The sequence below is a fragment of the Massilia horti genome (genome assembly GCF_004614195.1).
Classification (GTDB): domain Bacteria; phylum Pseudomonadota; class Gammaproteobacteria; order Burkholderiales; family Burkholderiaceae_D; genus Telluria; species Telluria horti.
Window position 1 is genome coordinate 21,044 of sequence record NZ_SPUM01000144.1, and the last position, 18,705, is coordinate 39,748.

General features: G+C 64.8%; 13 protein-coding genes and 3 tRNA genes. 7 read left to right on the top strand and 9 right to left on the bottom strand.

The features are described from left to right. Positions 1-186 precede the first annotated feature (186 nt). Complete coding sequence (locus E4O92_RS22570) at positions 187-642, top strand: hypothetical protein (protein ID WP_206076927.1); 456 nt, start codon at positions 187-189, stop codon at positions 640-642. Between the two features lie 216 nt (positions 643-858). On the opposite strand, the gene E4O92_RS22575 is transcribed toward E4O92_RS22570, so the two are convergent. From E4O92_RS22575 to E4O92_RS22585, 3 genes are all read right to left on the bottom strand, one after another. Then, on the bottom strand, positions 859-1,848 hold the full coding sequence (locus tag E4O92_RS22575) for a GGDEF domain-containing response regulator (protein ID WP_229483676.1): 990 nt from the start codon (positions 1,846-1,848) through the stop codon (positions 859-861). Between the two features lie 141 nt (positions 1,849-1,989). After that, on the bottom strand, positions 1,990-4,245 hold the full coding sequence (locus E4O92_RS22580; protein ID WP_135191899.1) for a hybrid sensor histidine kinase/response regulator: 2,256 nt from the start codon (positions 4,243-4,245) through the stop codon (positions 1,990-1,992). A gap of 207 nt (positions 4,246-4,452) precedes the next feature. Then, the gene (locus E4O92_RS22585; protein ID WP_135191900.1) at positions 4,453-5,286 is read right to left on the bottom strand and encodes a response regulator; all 834 of its coding nucleotides are present in this window, start codon (positions 5,284-5,286) and stop codon (positions 4,453-4,455) included. Between the two features lie 313 nt (positions 5,287-5,599). On the opposite strand from E4O92_RS22585, the gene E4O92_RS22590 reads away from it, so the two are divergent. From E4O92_RS22590 to E4O92_RS22600, 3 genes are read left to right on the top strand one after another with little or no spacing between them, the layout of a single operon-like run. Further along, positions 5,600-7,510: a TOL_0244 family TonB-dependent receptor gene (locus E4O92_RS22590; RefSeq protein ID WP_167759864.1), complete on the top strand. Its 1,911-nt coding sequence runs from the start codon at positions 5,600-5,602 to the stop codon at positions 7,508-7,510. A 15-nt stretch (positions 7,511-7,525) separates the two neighbouring features. Beyond that, positions 7,526-8,131 (top strand): TOL_0243 family YfiR-like periplasmic protein, encoded by a 606-nt coding sequence (locus tag E4O92_RS22595; protein ID WP_167759865.1) that lies wholly within the window; start codon positions 7,526-7,528, stop codon positions 8,129-8,131. After that, positions 8,128-10,020: a sensor histidine kinase, YfiR-like protein-associated gene (locus tag E4O92_RS22600; RefSeq protein ID WP_135191903.1), complete on the top strand. Its 1,893-nt coding sequence runs from the start codon at positions 8,128-8,130 to the stop codon at positions 10,018-10,020. Before E4O92_RS22595 ends, E4O92_RS22600 begins: the two co-directional genes overlap by 4 nt. 51 nt (positions 10,021-10,071) lie before the next feature. Here the strand turns inward: E4O92_RS22600 and E4O92_RS22605 are convergent, their stop codons facing one another. Further along, on the bottom strand, positions 10,072-10,587 hold the full coding sequence (locus tag E4O92_RS22605; protein WP_229483678.1) for an FxDxF family PEP-CTERM protein: 516 nt from the start codon (positions 10,585-10,587) through the stop codon (positions 10,072-10,074). Positions 10,588-11,095: 508 nt separating this feature from the next. Here E4O92_RS22605 and E4O92_RS22610 point away from each other — a divergent pair. Beyond that, complete coding sequence (locus E4O92_RS22610) at positions 11,096-11,803, top strand: hypothetical protein (protein WP_135191904.1); 708 nt, start codon at positions 11,096-11,098, stop codon at positions 11,801-11,803. Between the two features lie 114 nt (positions 11,804-11,917). On the opposite strand, the gene E4O92_RS22615 is transcribed toward E4O92_RS22610, so the two are convergent. The 5 genes from E4O92_RS22615 to E4O92_RS22635 all read right to left on the bottom strand — a co-directional run bounded on the left by E4O92_RS22615 (position 11,918) and on the right by E4O92_RS22635 (position 13,474). Further along, positions 11,918-11,994, bottom strand: a tRNA-Arg gene (locus E4O92_RS22615). A gap of 94 nt (positions 11,995-12,088) precedes the next feature. Beyond that, the gene (locus E4O92_RS22620; RefSeq protein WP_135191905.1) at positions 12,089-12,502 is read right to left on the bottom strand and encodes an STY0301 family protein; all 414 of its coding nucleotides are present in this window, start codon (positions 12,500-12,502) and stop codon (positions 12,089-12,091) included. A gap of 263 nt (positions 12,503-12,765) precedes the next feature. Next, positions 12,766-12,842 (bottom strand) — tRNA-Arg (locus E4O92_RS22625). Between the two features lie 99 nt (positions 12,843-12,941). Beyond that, positions 12,942-13,172, bottom strand: a complete 231-nt coding sequence (locus E4O92_RS22630; protein ID WP_135191906.1) for a hypothetical protein — start codon at positions 13,170-13,172, stop codon at positions 12,942-12,944. 225 nt (positions 13,173-13,397) lie between these two features. After that, a tRNA-Arg gene (locus E4O92_RS22635) sits at positions 13,398-13,474 on the bottom strand. A gap of 107 nt (positions 13,475-13,581) precedes the next feature. On the opposite strand from E4O92_RS22635, the gene E4O92_RS22640 reads away from it, so the two are divergent. Together E4O92_RS22640 and E4O92_RS22645 are read left to right on the top strand one after the other, a co-directional pair. Beyond that, complete coding sequence (locus E4O92_RS22640) at positions 13,582-17,469, top strand: sensor histidine kinase (RefSeq protein WP_135191907.1); 3,888 nt, start codon at positions 13,582-13,584, stop codon at positions 17,467-17,469. Positions 17,470-17,478: 9 nt separating this feature from the next. After that, positions 17,479-18,624 carry an alpha-hydroxy acid oxidase gene (locus E4O92_RS22645; protein ID WP_135191908.1) on the top strand — a complete coding sequence of 382 codons (1,146 nt, stop codon included), beginning with the start codon at positions 17,479-17,481 and terminating at the stop codon, positions 18,622-18,624. Positions 18,625-18,705 lie beyond the last annotated feature (81 nt).

Consider the following 18,705-nt stretch of genomic DNA (forward strand, 5'->3'; position numbering starts at 1 on the left):
AGGAAAACTCGGCTTGTGGACGATTGATGATATCACGAAGCAACAGTGTTAAAAGTCAATCGTGCGCGGGGTCGGGACACCGTTCGCTGACGCACATACGCGGCTCCAACGCCTGTGCGATAGTCGGAACGTGTCCCTATCAGCCGTGTCAATGAAAGACAGGGGCGCCATCTTGAAAGGGCCAACATGAATATCGATACCATTGTGAAGAAATCGTTCCAGGGCAAATGTTTTCGCGAGCTGGCGGAAGCCCCGCTCTCCGCGCTGCAGTCGATCACCGACAGCCAGGCGGCGGCACTGCGCGATGCGTTTGGGGTGAACACGGTTGCCGACCTGGCTTGCCTGCGGGTCGTGCGTTATGCGCATGCGATCAGGCTGATGGCCGAGGTCGAAGCCATTCCGGTCGAAGAGCGGATGCTGGACGACGCGGTCGAAATGACCTTCCCGGCCAGCGACCCGCTGGCGGTCGATTCGAGCGTGACCCGCATCGAGGTGGTGGCGGAGCTGCCGGATGCAAGCACCGATCACCAGCACGCCTGCGCGATCGAGGCGCACAACGAAGAGGTCCTGGGCAAGCCGGCTTTGCTGCATGCGGGCAAGCACGACGAGGTGCGTAAGGAACACGAAAAAGATCCGGGGTGAAGGGCTAAGGTCCGCGTGAGTCGGCGGGATCGTAGGGGGCGCGGGGCCGCCGAGGACCTGTGCGCACGCGGTACGGTTGAATCCCGTTGGCTCCCGCCTGTGCAAGTACCGCGCGCGCAGTTCTCAGGAGCAGCGGGTTCGCGCACCAGCCGCAAGTCCGCATACGGTGACCGCGTGCGCACAGGTGCGCACCCTACGATATTCGAATTCGGACGCCTACCGGTGCGGCGCCAGCGCCGCTGCCTTGTGCACCGGCTTGACCGTCGGGCCGCGCCCGGTGCTGGTGGTGGCGCAGTAGCGGTTCTTGCCGCTGCGCTTGGCTTCGTACAGCGCGTAATCGGCGATGTTGATCAGCGCGTCGACCGTCTCGGCGTCGTCCGGATACAGGCTGATCCCGATCGAGGTCGACAGCCGCAGCGTCAGGTCGTTGATGTAGAACGGCTCGGCCAGCGCTTCGACCAGCTTGGCAGCCGGCCCCTGGGCATCAGCCAGGCAGTGGATATCGCCCAAAACCACCATGAATTCGTCGCCGCCCAGGCGGGCGACGGTGTCTTCCTTGCGCGCATTGGTCAGCAGGCGCTCCGACACCATCTTGAGGATCTCGTCGCCACAGGCATGGCCATAGGTGTCGTTGATCGCTTTGAAGCCGTCCAGGTCCAGGTACATGACCGCCGCCTTGGCGTGGCCGCGGTTGGCATGCTGCAGCGCGGTGGCGATGCGGTCTTCCAGCAGGCGCCGGTTGGGCAGCCCGGTGAGCGCGTCGTGCAGGGCCAGCTCCTGCTGGGCGCGGCTGTATTGCGCCAGCTCCTTGTACAGCAGGCGTACCTCGAGCATGTTGTGGATGCGCTTGTGCACCTCCAGCAGGTCGAACGGCTTGCTGATGAAGTCGCGCGCGCCCGCTTCCAGCGCGGCGATCTTAAAGCTCGGCTGGGCGGTGAGCGCGAGCACCGGCAAGTAGCCTCCCTGTTCGATTTCCTTGAGCCCCTTCATGACCTGGAACCCGTTCAGGCCCGGCATTTGCAGGTCGAGCAGGATCAGGTCGTAGTTGTGTTCGCGATGCAGCGGGCACACCTGTTCCGGCTCCATCGTCGAGCTGATGTTGTTGTAGCCTTCCTCGCGCAATATCTCTTCCATCAGCTCGATATTGTCCGGCGAGTCGTCTACCACCAGAATCTTTGCGTTCAAAATGTCTTGTCGGCTCGGCATGCGTACTCTCTTCCACTCGGTATTCGTCCGTTTTTTTCTACTTAGAATCCGGCTCTACCCATTTTTTTTAAGTCTAGCAAACCGCTGAGAATTTCTTGTAGGACAGCGCCGCGTGTTAGGGTAGGAACAGGTTGGACGGTGTCAGCGCATTACCCGATTGGCCAGCAGCGGGGCGGACGGCCCGACGATCGCGGCCACCGCGTCGATCAGCTCGCCGGCTTCGACCGGCTTGGAAAGATGAGCGGAAAAGCCCGCTTCCAGGGCGCGCAGCCGGTCTTCCGAGCGCGCGAAGGCGGTCAGCGCCACCGCCGGCATCCGGCCGCCGCCCTCGCGCCCGAGCGCGCGCACCCGCGCCAGGAGCTCGTAACCGTCCACTTCGGGCATGGCCAGGTCGGTGATCAAAACGTCGAACCGGGCCGCCGCCAGTTGCGCCAGCGCGTCGCCGGCGTTGGCCGCCAGCCGCACGTCGGCCTGGCAGTCGCCCAGGATGCGGGCGATCAGTTCACGCGCGTCGCGGTCGTCGTCGACCACCAGCACGCGCACGCCAGCCAGGTTACGCAAGGTCAGTTCGGGGCTGGGGGCCGCCGGCAGCCGCGAAGGTTCGGGGCGCGCGCCGCGCCGGGCGTCCGCGCACGCCTGGGTGCGGGCGGGCGGCAGTTCGATCGTGAAGGCCGCGCCGCGGCCTTCGCCTTCGCTCTCGGCGCGCACGGTGCCGCCGTGCTGCTCGATCAGGTGCCTGACGATCGCCAGCCCCAGCCCGAGGCCGCCATGGTGGCGCGTGGTCGAGGCGTCGGCCTGGCGGAAGCGCTCGAACACGTGGGGGACGAATTCGGGACGAATGCCCATTCCGGTGTCGCGCACCGTGATCGCCACCTGGCCGTCGTTTCGGGACAAGCCGATCGTGACCAGGCCGCCCTTCGGGGTGAACTTGATCGCATTGGACAGCAGGTTCCAGACCACCTGCTGCAGGCGCGCCGGGTCGCCGGCGATCGTGCCGACGTCCGGATCGTAGTCGGTCTGGATGCGGATGTTCTTGGCGTCGGCCGCCGGGCGCACGGTCTCCACCGCGGCGTCGACGAACGTGCGCGGCGCCAGCACCTGCATGTCCAGCTGCACCGTGCCCGAGGTGATCCGGCTCATGTCGAGCAGGTCTTCGATCAGCCGGGCCTGGGCGCGCGCGTTGCGCTCGATCGTCTGCAGGCCGCGCTGCAGGTCGGATTCGCCACGGCCGGTGCGGCGCAGCATCTGGGCCCAGCCCAGGATCGCCGACAGCGGCGTGCGCAGCTCGTGCGACAGGGTGGCCAGGAATTCGTCCTTCATCTGGCTGGTGCGCTCGGCCTCGGCGCGCGCCAGGCGCTCGTTTTCGAGCAGGACCTTGCGCTCTTCGGCGGCGCGCTGGGCCGCCTCGTACAGGCGCAGGTTGTCGATCGCCACCGCGGCCTGGGCCGCGATGCCCGAGACGATGCGCTCGGCGCGCTCGCCGAATACGTCCGGCTCCGGATGGCCGAAGTACATGTTGCCCAGGATTTCGCCGGAGCGCGCCATGACGGGCACTGACAGGTAGCTGCGCACCGCGGGATGGCCGACCGGCAGGCCGAAGTAGGGCGTCGGGCGGCGGCGCGGATCGCTCGAAATGTCGCCTGATCGTATCGGAACGTTGCTGGGCAGGCTGGGGCCGAACAGGGCGGTGGCGCGCGGTTCGCCAAAGCTCTCGAACTGGGCCGGGGTGGAGCCGGACATCGTGTACAGCGTGAACAGGCGCCCGCCGCCGTATTTGCCGTGGTAGATGAAGGCGGCGAAGCGCGCACCGGCAATGCCGGCCGCGGCGTCGGTGGCGGTCTGCAGCAGCGCGCGCAGGTCGCGCGTGCTGGCCATGGCATTGTTGGTGCTGTTGAGCAGCTCGAGCACGTGCGATTCTTCGCGCAGGGCCCGTTCGGCGCGTTTGATCTCGTCCACGTCGGTATTGGTGCCGAACCAGCGCACGACATGGCCGCGGCGGTCACGCACCGCGTTGGCGCGTGTGAGGAACCAGCGATAGATGCCGTCGGCGCCCCGCATCGGGAACTCCATCTCGAACGTCTCGCCGGTACGGACCGACGCGCGCCAGTGCTCCAGCACGGCCGGCAGCACCGCCGGGTCGTGCACCGCTTTCCAGCCCCAGCCGGTGGATTGTTCCGGGTTGGTGCCGGTGTATTCGTACCAGCGTTTGTTGAACCAGACGGTGGCGCCGCTGGCGTCGGCCAAAAAGACCGGGTGCGGGATCGTGTCGGCCAGCGCGCGCAGCGCATCGTCGCTCTGGCGCAGGTCTTCCCGGGCCGCATCCAGCTCGTCCTGTGCATGCGCGCGCGGCGCGCCGGCCGTGCGCGGCAGGTCGGTGCGTTGTTGATCGTCGCTCATCCGCGTGCTTTCGGCCGGGGCGGAACCGGGACGTGAGGGTGCAAGATGCTGCGAGTGGGCTCTGTAGCAATCATGGTCATGTGGGCGGCGCGAAAACCTGGCGAACTGCGCAAGCATACTGCGCAGGCATGACTTGCCCCGCGCGCCAGCAAGCCGCCGATCATTTTAGCCCAGCCCAACCTGGTCACCGCACACGATTGCTTTTACTTATGTTTTCCGGTGCAACTGTCTTGCCACATCGTCCAGCGCCCCTTGCAGCTGGTCGAGCTCGTAGGGCTTTTGCAGGGACAGGTAGGGGAACTCGAGGTGGCGCAGCAAGGCGTCGCCGTAGCCTGAGGCAAAGATCACCTTCAGGCCGGGATCGCCAGCGAGCGCCTTGCGTGCCAGGTCGACACCGGACATCCCCGGCAGGCTGACGTCCGAGAACAAGACGTCATAGCGGGCGCTGCCCAGGCGGGCGAGGGCGTCTTCCGGATGCGCCACCCCCTCGGCCCGATGGCCGAACGCCTTGAGCATTTCGCACACCAGGTATTGCGAGTCCAGGTTGTCCTCGACCACCAGCACGCGTAGCGCGCCGCCCTGGTCTTCCGGTTGCGGATCGGATCCGGCCGGGGCAATGGCGCACAGCACGCCACGCACCGCGCCATTGTCCATCCGCACCGGCGTGAAGTGCACGTCGCGGATTTCCTCGGTGGCCCCGCCGGCGTGCGCGAACGAAAGCGCGACGGACGGCGCCACCGCCGCCTCGCCTTGCCAGGCGCGCGCCAGTTCCGCCCCGGCGGCCGCGAGCGGCGGCGGCAGCACCGGCGGCACCGCTCCGCCCGGTACCGTGCCGTAGCCCGGCCCGGCAAGCTTTGCGTAGGCCTCGTTGAACACGACGATCGAGTCGGCACCCCAGGCCAGCAGCATCGGCAGCGGGGTGTTGAGCAAGATGTCGGTCGCCAGGTGCAGCGGGTGCGGCCAGCTGGCGGGGTCGCCAAGACTGGTGGCGAACCAGTTGTACGAGGCGGTGGAGCGTGCGGATTTGCCAGGAGCGAGCATGATCGGGGAGTTCTGTTGTATGGACGGAAACTGAGCGCATCGTACAACAAAACAGGCGGGGGGTGCGCCTCTTTAGTCGCGCGTGGCCCGGGAGGGCGCGACCAAAAAAAAGCCCGCCTGGAGGGGCGGGCTGAATCTATTCCTTGGAGGAGAATAGAGGAGACAGGTGTAATGATGCCTTTCGGCACCTTATTTGCCCAATTTATCTTTGTGATGGTCACTATTTCGTGAAAGCATAGCTTTGTCATCAAATTGAAACATCTGGCAATCGTGCGGGCTTGGTGCATAAAAGAAAATGTTCTACGATTGCAACATGCAACGACTTCTATTTCACACCTGCACATTGTCGGCCCTGTTGCTCGCGCATGTACAGGTGTGCGGCGCCGAACAGTCGGCCCCCTCGCTGGCGGACTATTCGCTCGAGCAGCTGTCCGAAATCGTGGTGACCTCGGTGTCGCGCCAGGAAACGCGGCTGGGCGCGGCCCCGGCCTCGATCTACGTGATCAGCGGCGCCGACATCCAGCGCTCCGGCGCCGCCACCTTGCCCGAAGCGCTGCGGCTGGCGCCCAACCTGCAGGTCGCGCGCGCCAACGCCCACAGCTACGCCATCAGCGCGCGCGGCTTCTCCTCGACCCTGGCGAACAAGCTGTTGGTGCTGATCGATGGGCGCAGCGTCTATTCGCCGCTGTTTTCTGGGGTGTTCTGGGACATGCAGGACGTGGTGATGTCCGATATCGAACGGATCGAGGTGATCAGCGGGCCGGGCGCCACGATCTGGGGCGCCAACGCGGTCAACGGGGTCATCAACGTCATCACCAAGTCGGCACGCGACACGCAGGGCGGCCGAGCGATGGCACGCGGCAGCGAACATGGCAGGAGCGCCAGCGTGCGCTACGGCGGACGCCTGGAGAACGGCGTCTGGTACCGGGTGTACGGCCAGGGGATTGAACTGGGGGACACCGAGAACGAAGGGCGCGACATCCGCGGCAGCGGCTGGCACCGCACGCAGACAGGCTTCAGGTTCGACTGGGACGGGGAGGGCAAGGTGGCCAGCATCGGTGGCGATGCCTACACCGGACGCCTGGCCGACAGCCCGGGCCCGATCGTGATCGCCGGCGCCAACCTGAACGCCAGTTTCACGCGCACCCTGCAGGACGGCTCGGACATGCGGCTGCAGGCCTACCTCGACCAGTTTCAGCGCGACCAAGCCGGCGTCGCCGTCCAGCACCTCTATACGTTCGACGTGGAGGCGCAGTTCGGGGGGCGCATCGGCTCGCGCCATCGCCTGGCGTGGGGCGGCGGCTATCGGCATAGTACCGACCGCATCAGCAACGGCCCGGCGCTGCAGTTCATTCCGGCGACGCGCAACCTGCGCTGGGCCAACCTGTTCGCCCAGGACGAGATTGCCCTGTCGGACACGCTGCGCGCGACCGCGGGCGTGAAGTTCGAACATAACATCTATACCGGCGTCGAGGCCCTGCCGAGCGTGCGCCTGGCCTGGGCTCCCGACAGTGCGCGCCTGCTGTGGGCTGCCGCTTCGCGCACCGTGCGCGCGCCGTCGCGCATCGACCGCGACATGTATATCGCCAACCATGGCGAGCTGCCCGGCGTGGGGCCGTACCTGATCGTGGCCAACCCGAACTTCGTGTCCGAAACCGCCAACGTGCTGGAGCTGGGCTACCGGGCCCAGAAGGGCACGCTGTCGTATTCGGCGACCGCGTTCTACAGCAAATACGCCCGCCTGCGCACGCTCGAGCTGCCCCCGGGCCAGCCGGCCCTGTTCGGCAACCTTGGGCGCGGGGTGGCACGCGGGGTGGAGCTGTGGGCGGGCTGGCAGCCGCTGCCCAGCTGGCGGTTGTCCGGCGGCGGCGTGATCCAGCGGGTCGACACCGGGGCCGAGCCCGGCAGCATGGACGTTTCGGGGCTGGTCGGCCTGGCCCCGGGCAATGACCCGCGCCGCTACTGGAGCCTGCGCTCCTCGCATGACCTGGCCCACAACCTGCAGGCCGACTTCTCGCTGCGCTATGTCGGCAGCCTGCCGCAGCCGCAGGTGCCGGCCTATCATGAGCTCGACGCGCGGGTGGCGTGGCAGGTGCGGCCCAACCTCGAACTCGCTGTGGCCGGGGGCAACCTGCTGCATCACGCGCATGCCGAATTCGGACCGCAGGGCGCGCGCCAGCTGTTCGAGCGGTTCGTGATGTTTTCCGCCACGTTGCGGTTCTGAGCGGCCATGGAGCGCATGTACATGGCCCCCCCGCGCAAGAGGCTCAGGCGCGCGCTGGTGCGCGCCGCTTTCGGCTGCTGCGTCATCGTACTGGCCGCGGCCGGGTTCGCCTTGCGTCCGGCATCGGCCCAGAGCGGCCCGTCCAGCCTCGCGCTCGAGCAACGCGTCAAGGTGGCCTTTCTCTACAAATTCCTCGGCTATACTGAGTTTCCCGTCAACGCTTTTGCCGACGCCGCCAGTCCGATCGTGATCGGGGTGGTCGGTGCCGACGACATGGCCGCCGAGCTTGCGCGCACGGTTGCGGGACGCAGCATCAACAACCGGCCGGTCGCGGTGCGGGCGCTGCGCGAAAGCGAGCTGGGCACAAGCTTGCACCTGCTGTTCGTGGCCGGCAGCGATTGCGCGAAAGGCGCGCGTCTCGTCAAGGCCGCCACCGGGGCGCTGCTGGTGGTGACCGAGTGTGAGAGCGGCGCTCCCCGCGGCAGTGTGATCAATTTCAGGATTGTCGATGAGCGCGTGCGCTTCGATGTGGCGCTGGACGTGGCGGAGAGGAACAACGTGAAGCTCAGTTCGCGCCTGCTGACCGTCGCCAACCACGTGCAGAAGGGAGCGCAGCCATGAGCGCCGCCGATACCGGTTCGGTGCGGGGCAAGCTGATGCTGATGGCGGTGTCGACCACCTGCGTCGCGCTGCTGGCGGCCGCGATCGCCATGCTGCTGGTCGACCTGCGCACCTTCCAGCGCTACTGGGTCGACGACCTGAAAACCCAGGCCGACATCATGGCCAGCGTGACCGCGCCGGCGATCGCCTTCAACGACGCCAAGGCCGCGCAGCAGAACCTGGCGGTGCTGCGGGTGCGTCCGCAGATCCTGGGCGCCGCCGTGTACACCAGCAGCGGCGCGCTGTTCGCCTCGTACGCGCACGATCCGAACGACAGCGCGCTGCCGGTGCGGCCGGAACGGCCGGGGCACCGGATCGAGGGCGGCCAGCTGGTGGTGTTCCACAACATCGTCGAAAACGGCGAATTGCTCGGCACGGTCTACCTGCGCTCGCGCTATGGCCTGGTCGAGCGCTTGATCAACTACGGGGCGATCCTTGGCGCCGTGATGCTGGTTTCGCTGTTGATCGCGGCCCTGGTGGCCTCGCGCCTGCAGGCGTCGATCACGCGGCCATTGGAGGCGGTGACCAACGTCGCGCGCCAGGTCATGCAGCGGCGCGACTTTACCTTGCGGGTGCCGGGCAATAACAGCGGCGAGATCGGCGTGCTGGTGGCGGCCTTCAACGACATGCTGGCCGAGATCGGGCGTCGTTCGAGCGCACTGCAGGAAGCGAACAGCACGCTGCAGCACGAGATGGACGTGCGCCACCGCGCCGAGGAAGCGCTGCGCTCCGCCGACCGCCGCAAGGACGAGTTCCTGGCCACGCTGGCACACGAACTGAGAAATCCGCTGGCGCCGATCCGCACCGGCCTTGACATCCTGCGCTTGCGCAGCGGCGACGCCCAGGCAACCCAGCGCGCGATCGACATCATGGAGCGCCAGCTGCGCCAGATGGTGCGGCTGGTGGACGACCTGCTCGATGTCTCGCGCATCAACACCGGCAAGCTCGCGATCAAGATGGGACGCGTCGAGCTCAAGGCGGTGATCAACGACGCGCTGGAAGTCGTGCGCTCGTACATCGAACTGCACGGGCACGAACTGGCGATCGACCTGCCGGACCGGCCGGTGTTCCTGCATGGCGACGCGACCCGGCTCGCGCAGATCCTGTCCAACCTGCTCAACAACGCGGCCAAGTACACCAACCGCGGCGGGCGCGTGAGCCTGTCGGCCCGCGTCGTGGACGATGAGCTGGTGCTGACCGTGGCCGATACCGGCATCGGCATTGCGCCGGACATGCTCGATTCGGTGTTCGAAATGTTCGTGCAGGTCGATTCGACGCTGGAGCGCACCAATGCGGGCCTGGGAGTCGGGCTGTCGCTGACGCGCCGCCTGGTGGAGCTGCATGGCGGGACCATCGCGGCCGCCAGCGAAGGGCTGGGGAAGGGCAGCAGCTTTACGGTGCGCCTGCCGATCGTGGTCGGTCCCGAAATGCCGAGCAAGCCGACCGCCGCGTCCTTCATCACTTCGGAGACCTACCGCATCCTGCTGGCGGACGACAACGTCGACTTCGTCAACAGCATCGGCGCGCTGCTGTCGGCGATGGGGCACAGCGTAGTCATCACGCATAACGGCCCCGACGCGCTGACCGCCGCGGCGCGGTTTTGCCCCGACTTCGCGTTTCTCGACATCGGCCTGCCGCAGATGTCCGGCTACGACCTGGCGCGCGGCATCCGGCGCCTGTCGTGCGGGGCGATGACGGTGCTGATCGCGGTGACCGGCTGGGGCCAGGAAAAGGACCGCCAGCTGGCCTTCGAGGCCGGCTTCGACCACCACATGGTCAAGCCGGTGCGCTTCGAGCAGATCGAGGAAATCCTCGCCAACCGCAACACGATCAAGAAGCTGCGCACATAAAAAAAGCGGAAGCGCGATTGACGCGCCTCCGCCCACCATCAATTCAGCTTGTTACTGGCTCTGCTTCTTGCGGCGACGAGCCAGGAAGCCCAGGATGCCCAGGCCGCCCAGCATCATGCCATAGGTTTCGGGTTCCGGAACCGGGGCCAGCGCCACGGCACCGCCGAAGCTTGCACCTGCATTGCCCACCATCGTGCCACGGACCAGGATGTAGTAGTCACCGGCCGCCAGGTTGTCGCTTCGCAGGGTCCAGACATCGGCTGCACCACTATGCTGCGAGACGCCCCGCGAGATCAGGTTGTCGGTCGCCCCGAACAGTGCCATGCCGGAGATATCCAGGCCGGTGCTGCGGTCGCGGCTGATCGACGAAACGATCGCGTCGAGGTTCTGGTTCATGCCAGCGCCAATCGAGAAGGTGAACTTGTCGGCGAACACGTTGCCCTGGTTGTTGGCGGCGAAGGTATCGCCAAAGAAGGCGGTGTTGTCGATCAGCTTCAATGCCTGGGGCGAGTTGCCGATCGTGGTTTGGGCCATCGCGCCCGAGGAAGCGAAAGAAGCAGAAGCCAAGACGATTGCAGCAAAGAGAGTTTTTTTCATTTCTTACCTCGCAAAGAAACAGCCGCGTCCTGCAGCTGGGGTTTCAAGAATCGGGGACCTTCATCCTAGCGCACACAGCATCAAAATCGGGTAATTCGATTGATGTGTGCGCTATCTGTCGCTAAAGTTCCAGACGTTAATTAATTTCCTCGTGGTACGTCAAAAACCCAGCCGTCAGAGGGAGAGCGGCCTCTTCCGTCTTGCCAAACGTAAAAAAATGGTCGAGTTGCCAAGAATCCGTCAGCCCGGTCCTACAAAAAGTCGCGCGCTACTCTTGCGCACAGTCCGTTCCCGGGCTTGGCGTTTTATTGAACATTCAGCAATTTTGCTCAGCGCTTGCGGCGTTGATATTTCGCCATCCTTACTTGCGAAATGGCAATAAAATCGCGCTATACTATGCAATCGGAGCGCCCGTCCGCGAGCAGGGCATCAACGGCCGGCGTGGACCGCTTCCTGTAGCGCCAACCAGGTGAGAGCAATGCACAGAACACAAACTTCGGGGACAGATCCCCGGACGGGCATTTTCACGACAGGCTGCGTGCATCCCGGCAGCGCGGTGGCGTGGCTTGGAGCCGGATGGTCCTATTTCATGCGGATGACGGCACCTTTGGCCGTTCTGAGCGTGACTTTGCTTGGCGCGGCGTTGCTGACCTCCACGAGGGTTGGAGCCGTCCTCTTCCCGGCAGCGGTGATCTTCTATCTCGGGATCGTTGCCGGATACTGCCGCACGTTGGACCAGGGTGAGCAAGTTCCGTGCGACCACGCGCAGGTCTACGGCAGTGCATCGCTTTGGATCGTGGCTGCCGTTGCAAGTGCCGTTGCACTGGGCTTGCGCCGGCTGGGCGAGACGATTGGCGCACCTGCGCTTGCACCATCCTGGCTCATCGGCGAACACTTCGGCCGACCCGACCTGTACTTCCTGGCTGTCATTGCCCTGACGCTGCTTGCATGCATGGCATTTTGCATGGCCCCAGCGCTCGTTATCCTGAACGGCGCCAATCCCTTGCGGGCAATCTGCCTCAGCCTGCTGGGCTCTCTCAAGAATGTGGTCCCGTTGCTGGCGTTTTTTGTACTGACCGGTGCTCTCTTGATCCTCGGCATCCTGCCACTGGGCGCGGGATTGATCGTTGCCATGCCAGTCGCGGCGTGCGGCACCTTCAAGGCCTACGAGAAAATCTTCAACTGACGACGGGCCAGCGCAAGACTATGGCGTACGGATTTCGAACAGGCACCTTTGGAAAGGCGAGGGGGAAAAGAAAAATGGCCCAGAATTTCTTCTGAGCCATTTATCTTGAAAAGTTGGCGCGGCTGGCAGGAATCGAACCCACGACCCCTTGGTTCGTAGCCAAGTACTCTATCCAGCTGAGCTACAGCCGCCCGAGGCACGCATTATAGCAGCGGTTACCGGGAAAGGCAAAGCCCCTTGCTGGCATGTGTTAGCGCCAAATAGTAATATTTCCTCGCATGGCACTTACTTGCAAATAGCCGTGGCCGACCAGTCGGTCGGGGTATGCGGATGCCTGAACTCTCTGACCTTTAACATACATGAAGTGATTTTTTGGCCCAACTGTTCCCACCGTTCGATGTTTCCATCACCCCACTTACTGCCGCCGTACCTGCACACCAGCCAGTGCTTTTCCTCGGGCGTGAAATAGAATTCGGTATTCCAGCCTCCCTTTACCTTTTCGTCCCCAGGCGGCACCATCGTCTGTTCGGCGTAAAGCTGCCCAGAAAACATATAGGCGAACGAAAGATTGGCTGATGTGAGGCGAGCACTGGCAGCGTGGCCCGAAAGCTTGCCCCCAAGAGTTATGACCTCAGCAGGAAAGAACTTTGGGCATTCGACTTCTTGAGCATTGACGGCGGAGGCCAGCACAATGGCCATGAATAGTATGATCCGCATGGCATCAGCACGAGGTTGTAGGGGGTGTCCAAGTCGGAGCGCTTTCTCTTGAAGCAATCCGGAAGAATCGCCACCCCTGCGGGTAATGAACAGCCATTTTTGCGTGACTGAGCCTGGCTGAGGTTGTCAGGTCTCAATGGGTTCGGTACGTACGATCAATAGATGGATAAATCGCACGTCACATCGAAAAGCAGCAGGCAGAACGAAAAAAGGGACCAGATTTTTTAATCTGGTCCCTCATATTCTGGCGCGGCTGGCAGGAATCGAACCCACGACCCCTTGGTTCGTAGCCAAGTACTCTATCCAGCTGAGCTACAGCCGCCCGATGCACGCATTATATCAGGGCCTCGTAGAATGGCAAAGTCGTATGCTCCAAGAAACTCCCGGGCGCCGCGATCTCGCCGCGCCACGCAATCCGCCTTCACTTGGAGGGGGCGGCCCGCCGGCTGTGGGACGCGCGCGAGCGGTTTGGCTTGGTCAACACGCGTAGCGACAAGGCGAGCCACAAGCCGCGTTGTTCATAGGTCGGGCTGGTCGGGTTCCCGTAGACGCACAGGGCAGCTCCCAGGATGCGCAGGGGGATATCCGCGGCGCACCGGCGCTCGGTGCTGCGGCGTTCTATCCAGCCGCGTGGTGGAACGCGTTCTTGCATGATGATTGCCTCCAGGAAAAGAACCGGGTAAGCCATTGTTGCGTGGCTCGTCCTGGAAGAAGTTGGCAATCGTCAACGGAATTAGTGCCCACGATCAATAATCATTGATCGCATGACGTGGTCAAAAGGCATCGGGTCGTACGGCAGGCCAAAGCTGCGCCGGCTCGCGTGCGCATTCCCAAACGAAAAAAGGGACCAGATTTTTCAATCTGGTCCCTCATATTCTGGCGCGGCTGGCAGGAATCGAACCCACGACCCCTTGGTTCGTAGCCAAGTACTCTATCCAGCTGAGCTACAGCCGCCCGATGCACGCATTATAGCAGCCGGGTTTTGTTTCCGGAAGTCTTAATTTCTTTCAGCTTTGTAAGATGTTCTGTTAGATTTACTCATCTTTTGGAATCGGATCAATATGCTGGGCTTGACCTTCGCGCGCATTGCGCGCTGGAGCATGGGTACTCTGCTGGCGGTGGCCTGCGCCACGGCCTTCGGCATGACGTCGCGCAGCCTGCGTTTCGAGCGCCTGTCGATCGAACAGGGGCTGGCGCAGGAATCGGTGCTTACCATCCTGCAGGACCGCCAGGGATTCATGTGGTTCGGTACGCAGGCCGGCCTGAACCGTTACGACGGTTACAAGATCACCGTCTTTCGCAACGACCCGCGCGATCCTGGCAGCATTGTCGACAACTACGTGAACGCGTCGTTCGAGGATGCCAGCGGGCGCCTGTGGTTCGGCACCAAGGGCGGCCTGACGCGCTTTGATCCCGCCACCGGCCGCTTCGTGCATTATGCGCCGCCCGGTGCCGCGCGCAAGTTACATAACCAGTCGGTGAACGCGATCGCGCCCGACGGGGAGGGAGGCTTGTGGCTCGCCACTGGCGACGGCCTTAACCACTTCGACCCCGCAAGCGGGCACTTCGTAACGCTGCGCCATGATCCGCGCGATCCATCCAGCCTGCGCAACGACCGCGTCAATGCGCTGGCGGTGGACAATACGGGAGCAGTCTGGGTCGGCACTGCCGATGGGCTCGACCGGCTTGCGCGCGGCGCCCGGCACTTCGAACACTTTGCCATCGAGCGGGCGTCAGATGCGCGCCGCAATAGCGTGCAGGCGCTCGCAATGGGCCCGCGCGATACGCTGTGGGTGGGCACCGGCTCCGGCCTGCAAGCCTGGCACCTGGGTGGCGGCGCTCCCACGCGCCGCCACCTGGACGCGCGCGACGGCATGAACGATCAGCGCGTGCTGGCGCTGTACGTCGACCGCGGCGCCAACGTGTGGGTGGGCACCGATCTGGAGGGCCTGAAGTGGCTCGATCCGACCACCGGGCGCTTTGTCAGCTACCGCAACGAGGCGCTCGACCCGCACAGCCTGTCCGACAACCAGGTGAGCTCGATCTGGGTCGATCGCACCGGGACGCTGTGGGTAGGCACGCTGTTCGGCGGCGCGAACCGCACTGACCTGGCCAGCGGCGGCTTTTCGCGATTCACCCATGCCAGCGCCAACATCGGCAATGGCAAGGTGCGCGCCATCGTCGGCGATCCCGACGGACGTCTCTGGCTTGGCACGACCGGCGGCGGCTTGATCCGCATCGATCCGCGCACTAGCCACACCGAGCAGATCCGCGCAAGCCGTGGCGGTCTGCCGGACGACACGGTCACGGCGTTGGCGCGTGCGCCTGGACGGCTTTGGGTTGGCACCTCCAACGGACTTGCCTGGCTCGATCCCGCCACCGGACGTTTTACCCAGGTGATGCTGGACCGTAGCGCAGACGCCGAGGATCGCTTCATTCAGGCGCTGCGCATCGCCCGCAACGGCAACCTGTGGGCGGTTACGCGCGGTGGCCTGTTCTCTCTGTCGCCGGATGGGAGAACGCGCAGCTGGAGCCACCATGCGGGCGACCCAAACAGCCTGGGTGAGGACTACGGTTATGCGCTGCTCGAAGCGGCCGACGGCGCAATCTGGATCGCCACCGCCAACGGCCTGGATCGTTTTGATGAGGCCAGCGGCAAGTTCACCCATTTCCGCCATGATCCAGCCGATTCGACGAGCCTGCGCCACGACCGCGTCTATAGCCTGCTCGAGTCGGCGCGGGGCGATTTGTGGGTCGGCACCGCCGGAGGGCTGCAGCGGCTCGAGCGGGACAAGCACGGCAAGGTGACGTTCCGACTATTCCGCGTCAGCAGCGGACCGGAACCGGTGCCGATCGGCGCCATGCTGGAAGACGCATCGGGCATGCTTTGGGTTAGCACCACGCAGGGGATTTCGCGGCTCGATCCCGCGACCGGGCAGTTAAAGTACTACACCGCCAAGGATGGCCTGATCGACGGTTCGTACTTCGTCGGTTCGGCCTGGCACGGCGCGGACGGCCAGCTGCATTTTGGCGGCGTGCGCGGGCTGACCTCGTTCATGCCCGAAGCAATCCGCGACAATCCCTATCCGCCGGTGGTCGCGATCACGGACTTCCAGGTCGCGAACCGTTCGCGCCCGCTGGGCGGTGCGCGCGAGGTCACGCTCAATCACCGGGAATCGGTGTTTACGATCCAGTTCGCGGCGCTGCATTACGCCGACCCCGGCGGTAACCGCTACGCCTACCAGCTGGCGGGCTTCGACGAGGGCTGGGCCGACGCGGATGCCAGCAAGCCGTATGCGACCTACACCAACCTCGATCCGGGCCAGTACGTGTTCCGCGTGGTCGCCGCAAACAAGGATGGCGTCTGGAGCGAGCAGCCGACCACGCTTCGAATCACCATCGCGCCGCCATTCTGGAAGACCTGGTGGTTCCGCACGCTCGCGCTGGTTGTGGCGCTGAGCGCGGCGTACACTGGCTATCGCTTGCGGGTGCGCGCGCTGGTGCAGCAGAAGCAGACGCTCGAGCACGAGGTGGCCGAGCGTACCGGCGAACTGCGGCTCGAGAAGGAAGAGGCCGAGCAGCGCCGCCAGGAGGTGGAACGCCAGAAGGAAGTGGTCGAACAGGCGCACCGCGACATTTCGCGGCTGTCGGCGATCGGACGCAAGCTGACCGCGAACCTGGACAGCGAGGCGATCATGGGCACGCTATATGAACACGTGCACGAACTGATGGATGCGAGCGTGTTCGCCATCGTGATCGGGCGCCCGGAACGCGGCTTGCTCGCGTATCCGTTCGCGGTCGTCGGTGGCCGGCGCTGCACGCCATTCGAGCGGCCCGCCGCGCAGCCGCACCAGCTCGCCGCATGGTGCATCAACCACGGCAGCGAAGTGTTCATCGAGGACATCGAGCGCCAGTGCCGCGACTTCCTGCCGGGCGCCCGCCCGGAGGAGGCGGCACGCGTCGCGCTGCCGTGCGCCGACGTCCCCCTGCGCCTGCCGCGTTCGCTGATGTTCGTGCCGATCCTGGTCGGCAGGCGGGTGCTGGGCGCGGTCACGGTCCAGAGCTTTGCCCCCGCCGCCTATCGGCCGGTGCAGCTGGACATGCTGCGCACGCTCGCCGCCTACGTCGGGGTCGCGTTCGACAACGCCGATGCCTATCGCCGGCTCAAGGAAACCCAGGCGCAGCTGGCGGCGCAGGAGCGGCTCGCCTCCCTCGGCTCGCTGGTGGCGGGCGTGGCCCATGAGCTCAATACCCCGATCGGCAACAGCCTGCTGATGGCGAGCACTTTGCAGGAAAAGACCGCGCAGATGGCCACGCGCTTCGAGGACGCTTCCTTGCGCCGCTCCGAACTGGCAAGCTGGATTGCGGACTCGCGCGAGGCGTCCGGCCTGATCACGCGCAGCCTGCACAGCGCGGCCGAACTGGTCAACAGCTTCCGGCAGGTGTCGGTGGACCAGGCCAGCGCGCAGCGGCGCCGCTTCGAACTGGCGCAGGTCAGCCAGGAGATCGCGGCCACGATCATGAACAAGGTGCGGCGCGAAGGGCACCTGCTCGAACTGCGCGTCCCGGACGGGATCGTCATGAACAGCTTTCCCGGGCCGCTCGGCCAGGTACTGATCAACTTCGTCAACAACTCGCTGCTGCACGCATTCGACGAACCGGGCGGGCAGATGCAGCTGTCGGCCTTTACGCCGGTGCGGGACCGGGTGCGCATCGAGTTCCACGACAACGGACGCGGCATCGCGCGCGAACACCTGGGCCGCATCTTCGACCCGTTCTTCACTACCCGGATGGGGCAGGGCGGAACCGGACTTGGGCTGAACATCGTCTACAACATCGTGACCTCGCTGTTGAAAGGTACAGTGCGGGTGGAGAGCGAGCCGGGGCAAGGCACCACCTTCATCCTCGACCTTCCACTCGACAGCGGGGCGATTGATAACGCAAGCTAAAAGGAAGAGATGACCGTCATTACCAACATCGAAGACCTGCGGGTCCTGGCGAAAAAGCGCGTGCCGCGCATGTTCTACGATTACGCCGACGCCGGCTCGTGGACCGAGTCCACCTACCGTTCCAACGAAGAGGACTTCCGGAAGATCAAATTCCGCCAGCGGGTGGCGGTGAACCTCGAGAACCGCACCACCAAAAGCACGATGGTCGGCCAGGAGGTGTCGATGCCGGTTGCGCTCGCGCCCACGGGCCTGACCGGCATGCAGCACGCGGACGGCGAGATCCTGGCAGCGCGCGCGGCCGAGCAGTTCGGTGTGCCGTTCACCCTGTCGACGATGAGCATCTGCTCGATCGAGGACGTAGCGGCGCATACCACCAAGCCGTTCTGGTTCCAGCTGTACGTGATGCGCGACCGCGAATTCATCAACCGCCTGATCGACCGCGCCAAGGCCGCGCGCTGCTCGGCGCTGGTGCTCACGCTCGACCTGCAGGTGCTGGGGCAGCGCCACAAGGACATCCGCAACGGCATGAGCGCGCCGCCCAAGCTGACGATTCCGAACATCCTGAACCTGATGACCAAGCCGCGCTGGGTCTACCACATCCTGCGCACCCCGCGCCGCCAGTTCGGCAATATCGTCGGCCACGCGACCAGCGTCTCGGACATGAGCTCATTGTCGTCGTGGACCAGTCAGCAGTTCGACCCGGCGCTGTCGTGGGCGGACGTTGAATGGATCAAGAAGCGCTGGGGCGGCAAGTTGATCATCAAGGGCATCATGGACCCGGAAGACGCGCGGCTGGCGGTCGACAGCGGCGCCGATGCGCTGGTGGTGTCGAATCACGGCGGGCGGCAGTTGGATGGCGCGCAGTCGAGCGTCGGTGCGCTGCCTGCGATCGTGGAAGCGGTTGGCAAGCAGATCGAGGTGCACATGGACGGCGGCGTGCGCTCCGGGCAGGACGTGATCCGCGCGCTGGCGCTGGGCGCCAAGGGCGTGTATATCGGCCGGCCGTTCCTGTACGGGTTGGGCGCGATGGGAGAGGCGGGCGTGAGCAGGTGTCTCGAGATCATCCGCAATGAGCTTGACCTGACCATGGCGTTTTGCGGGCTGCGCGATGTGCGGGACGTGGACAGGAATATCCTGCTGCCGGGGACGTACTGACGTCATTCGGAGCCAACACTGCATATCCGTACCGCGTGCGCACAGGTGCGCACCCTAACGGTCATTGCAGAGCGTGCCACC

What these genes read in the sequence shown, in the direction of transcription:
- E4O92_RS22595 (WP_167759865.1), top strand. Translation starts at nt 7,526, where the DNA reads ATGTACATGGCCCCCCCGCGCAAGAGGCTCAGGCGCGCGCTGGTGCGC.
- E4O92_RS22610 (WP_135191904.1), top strand. Translation starts at nt 11,096, where the DNA reads ATGCACAGAACACAAACTTCGGGGACAGATCCCCGGACGGGCATTTTC.
- E4O92_RS22575 (WP_229483676.1), bottom strand. Translation starts at nt 1,848, where the DNA reads ATGCCGAGCCGACAAGACATTTTGAACGCAAAGATTCTGGTGGTAGAC.
- E4O92_RS22640 (WP_135191907.1), top strand. Translation starts at nt 13,582, where the DNA reads ATGCTGGGCTTGACCTTCGCGCGCATTGCGCGCTGGAGCATGGGTACT.
- E4O92_RS22645 (WP_135191908.1), top strand. Translation starts at nt 17,479, where the DNA reads ATGACCGTCATTACCAACATCGAAGACCTGCGGGTCCTGGCGAAAAAG.
- E4O92_RS22600 (WP_135191903.1), top strand. Translation starts at nt 8,128, where the DNA reads ATGAGCGCCGCCGATACCGGTTCGGTGCGGGGCAAGCTGATGCTGATG.
- E4O92_RS22570 (WP_206076927.1), top strand. Translation starts at nt 187, where the DNA reads ATGAATATCGATACCATTGTGAAGAAATCGTTCCAGGGCAAATGTTTT.
- E4O92_RS22620 (WP_135191905.1), bottom strand. Translation starts at nt 12,502, where the DNA reads ATGGCCATTGTGCTGGCCTCCGCCGTCAATGCTCAAGAAGTCGAATGC.
- E4O92_RS22585 (WP_135191900.1), bottom strand. Translation starts at nt 5,286, where the DNA reads ATGCTCGCTCCTGGCAAATCCGCACGCTCCACCGCCTCGTACAACTGG.
- E4O92_RS22580 (WP_135191899.1), bottom strand. Translation starts at nt 4,245, where the DNA reads ATGAGCGACGATCAACAACGCACCGACCTGCCGCGCACGGCCGGCGCG.
- E4O92_RS22590 (WP_167759864.1), top strand. Translation starts at nt 5,600, where the DNA reads ATGCAACGACTTCTATTTCACACCTGCACATTGTCGGCCCTGTTGCTC.
- E4O92_RS22630 (WP_135191906.1), bottom strand. Translation starts at nt 13,172, where the DNA reads ATGCAAGAACGCGTTCCACCACGCGGCTGGATAGAACGCCGCAGCACC.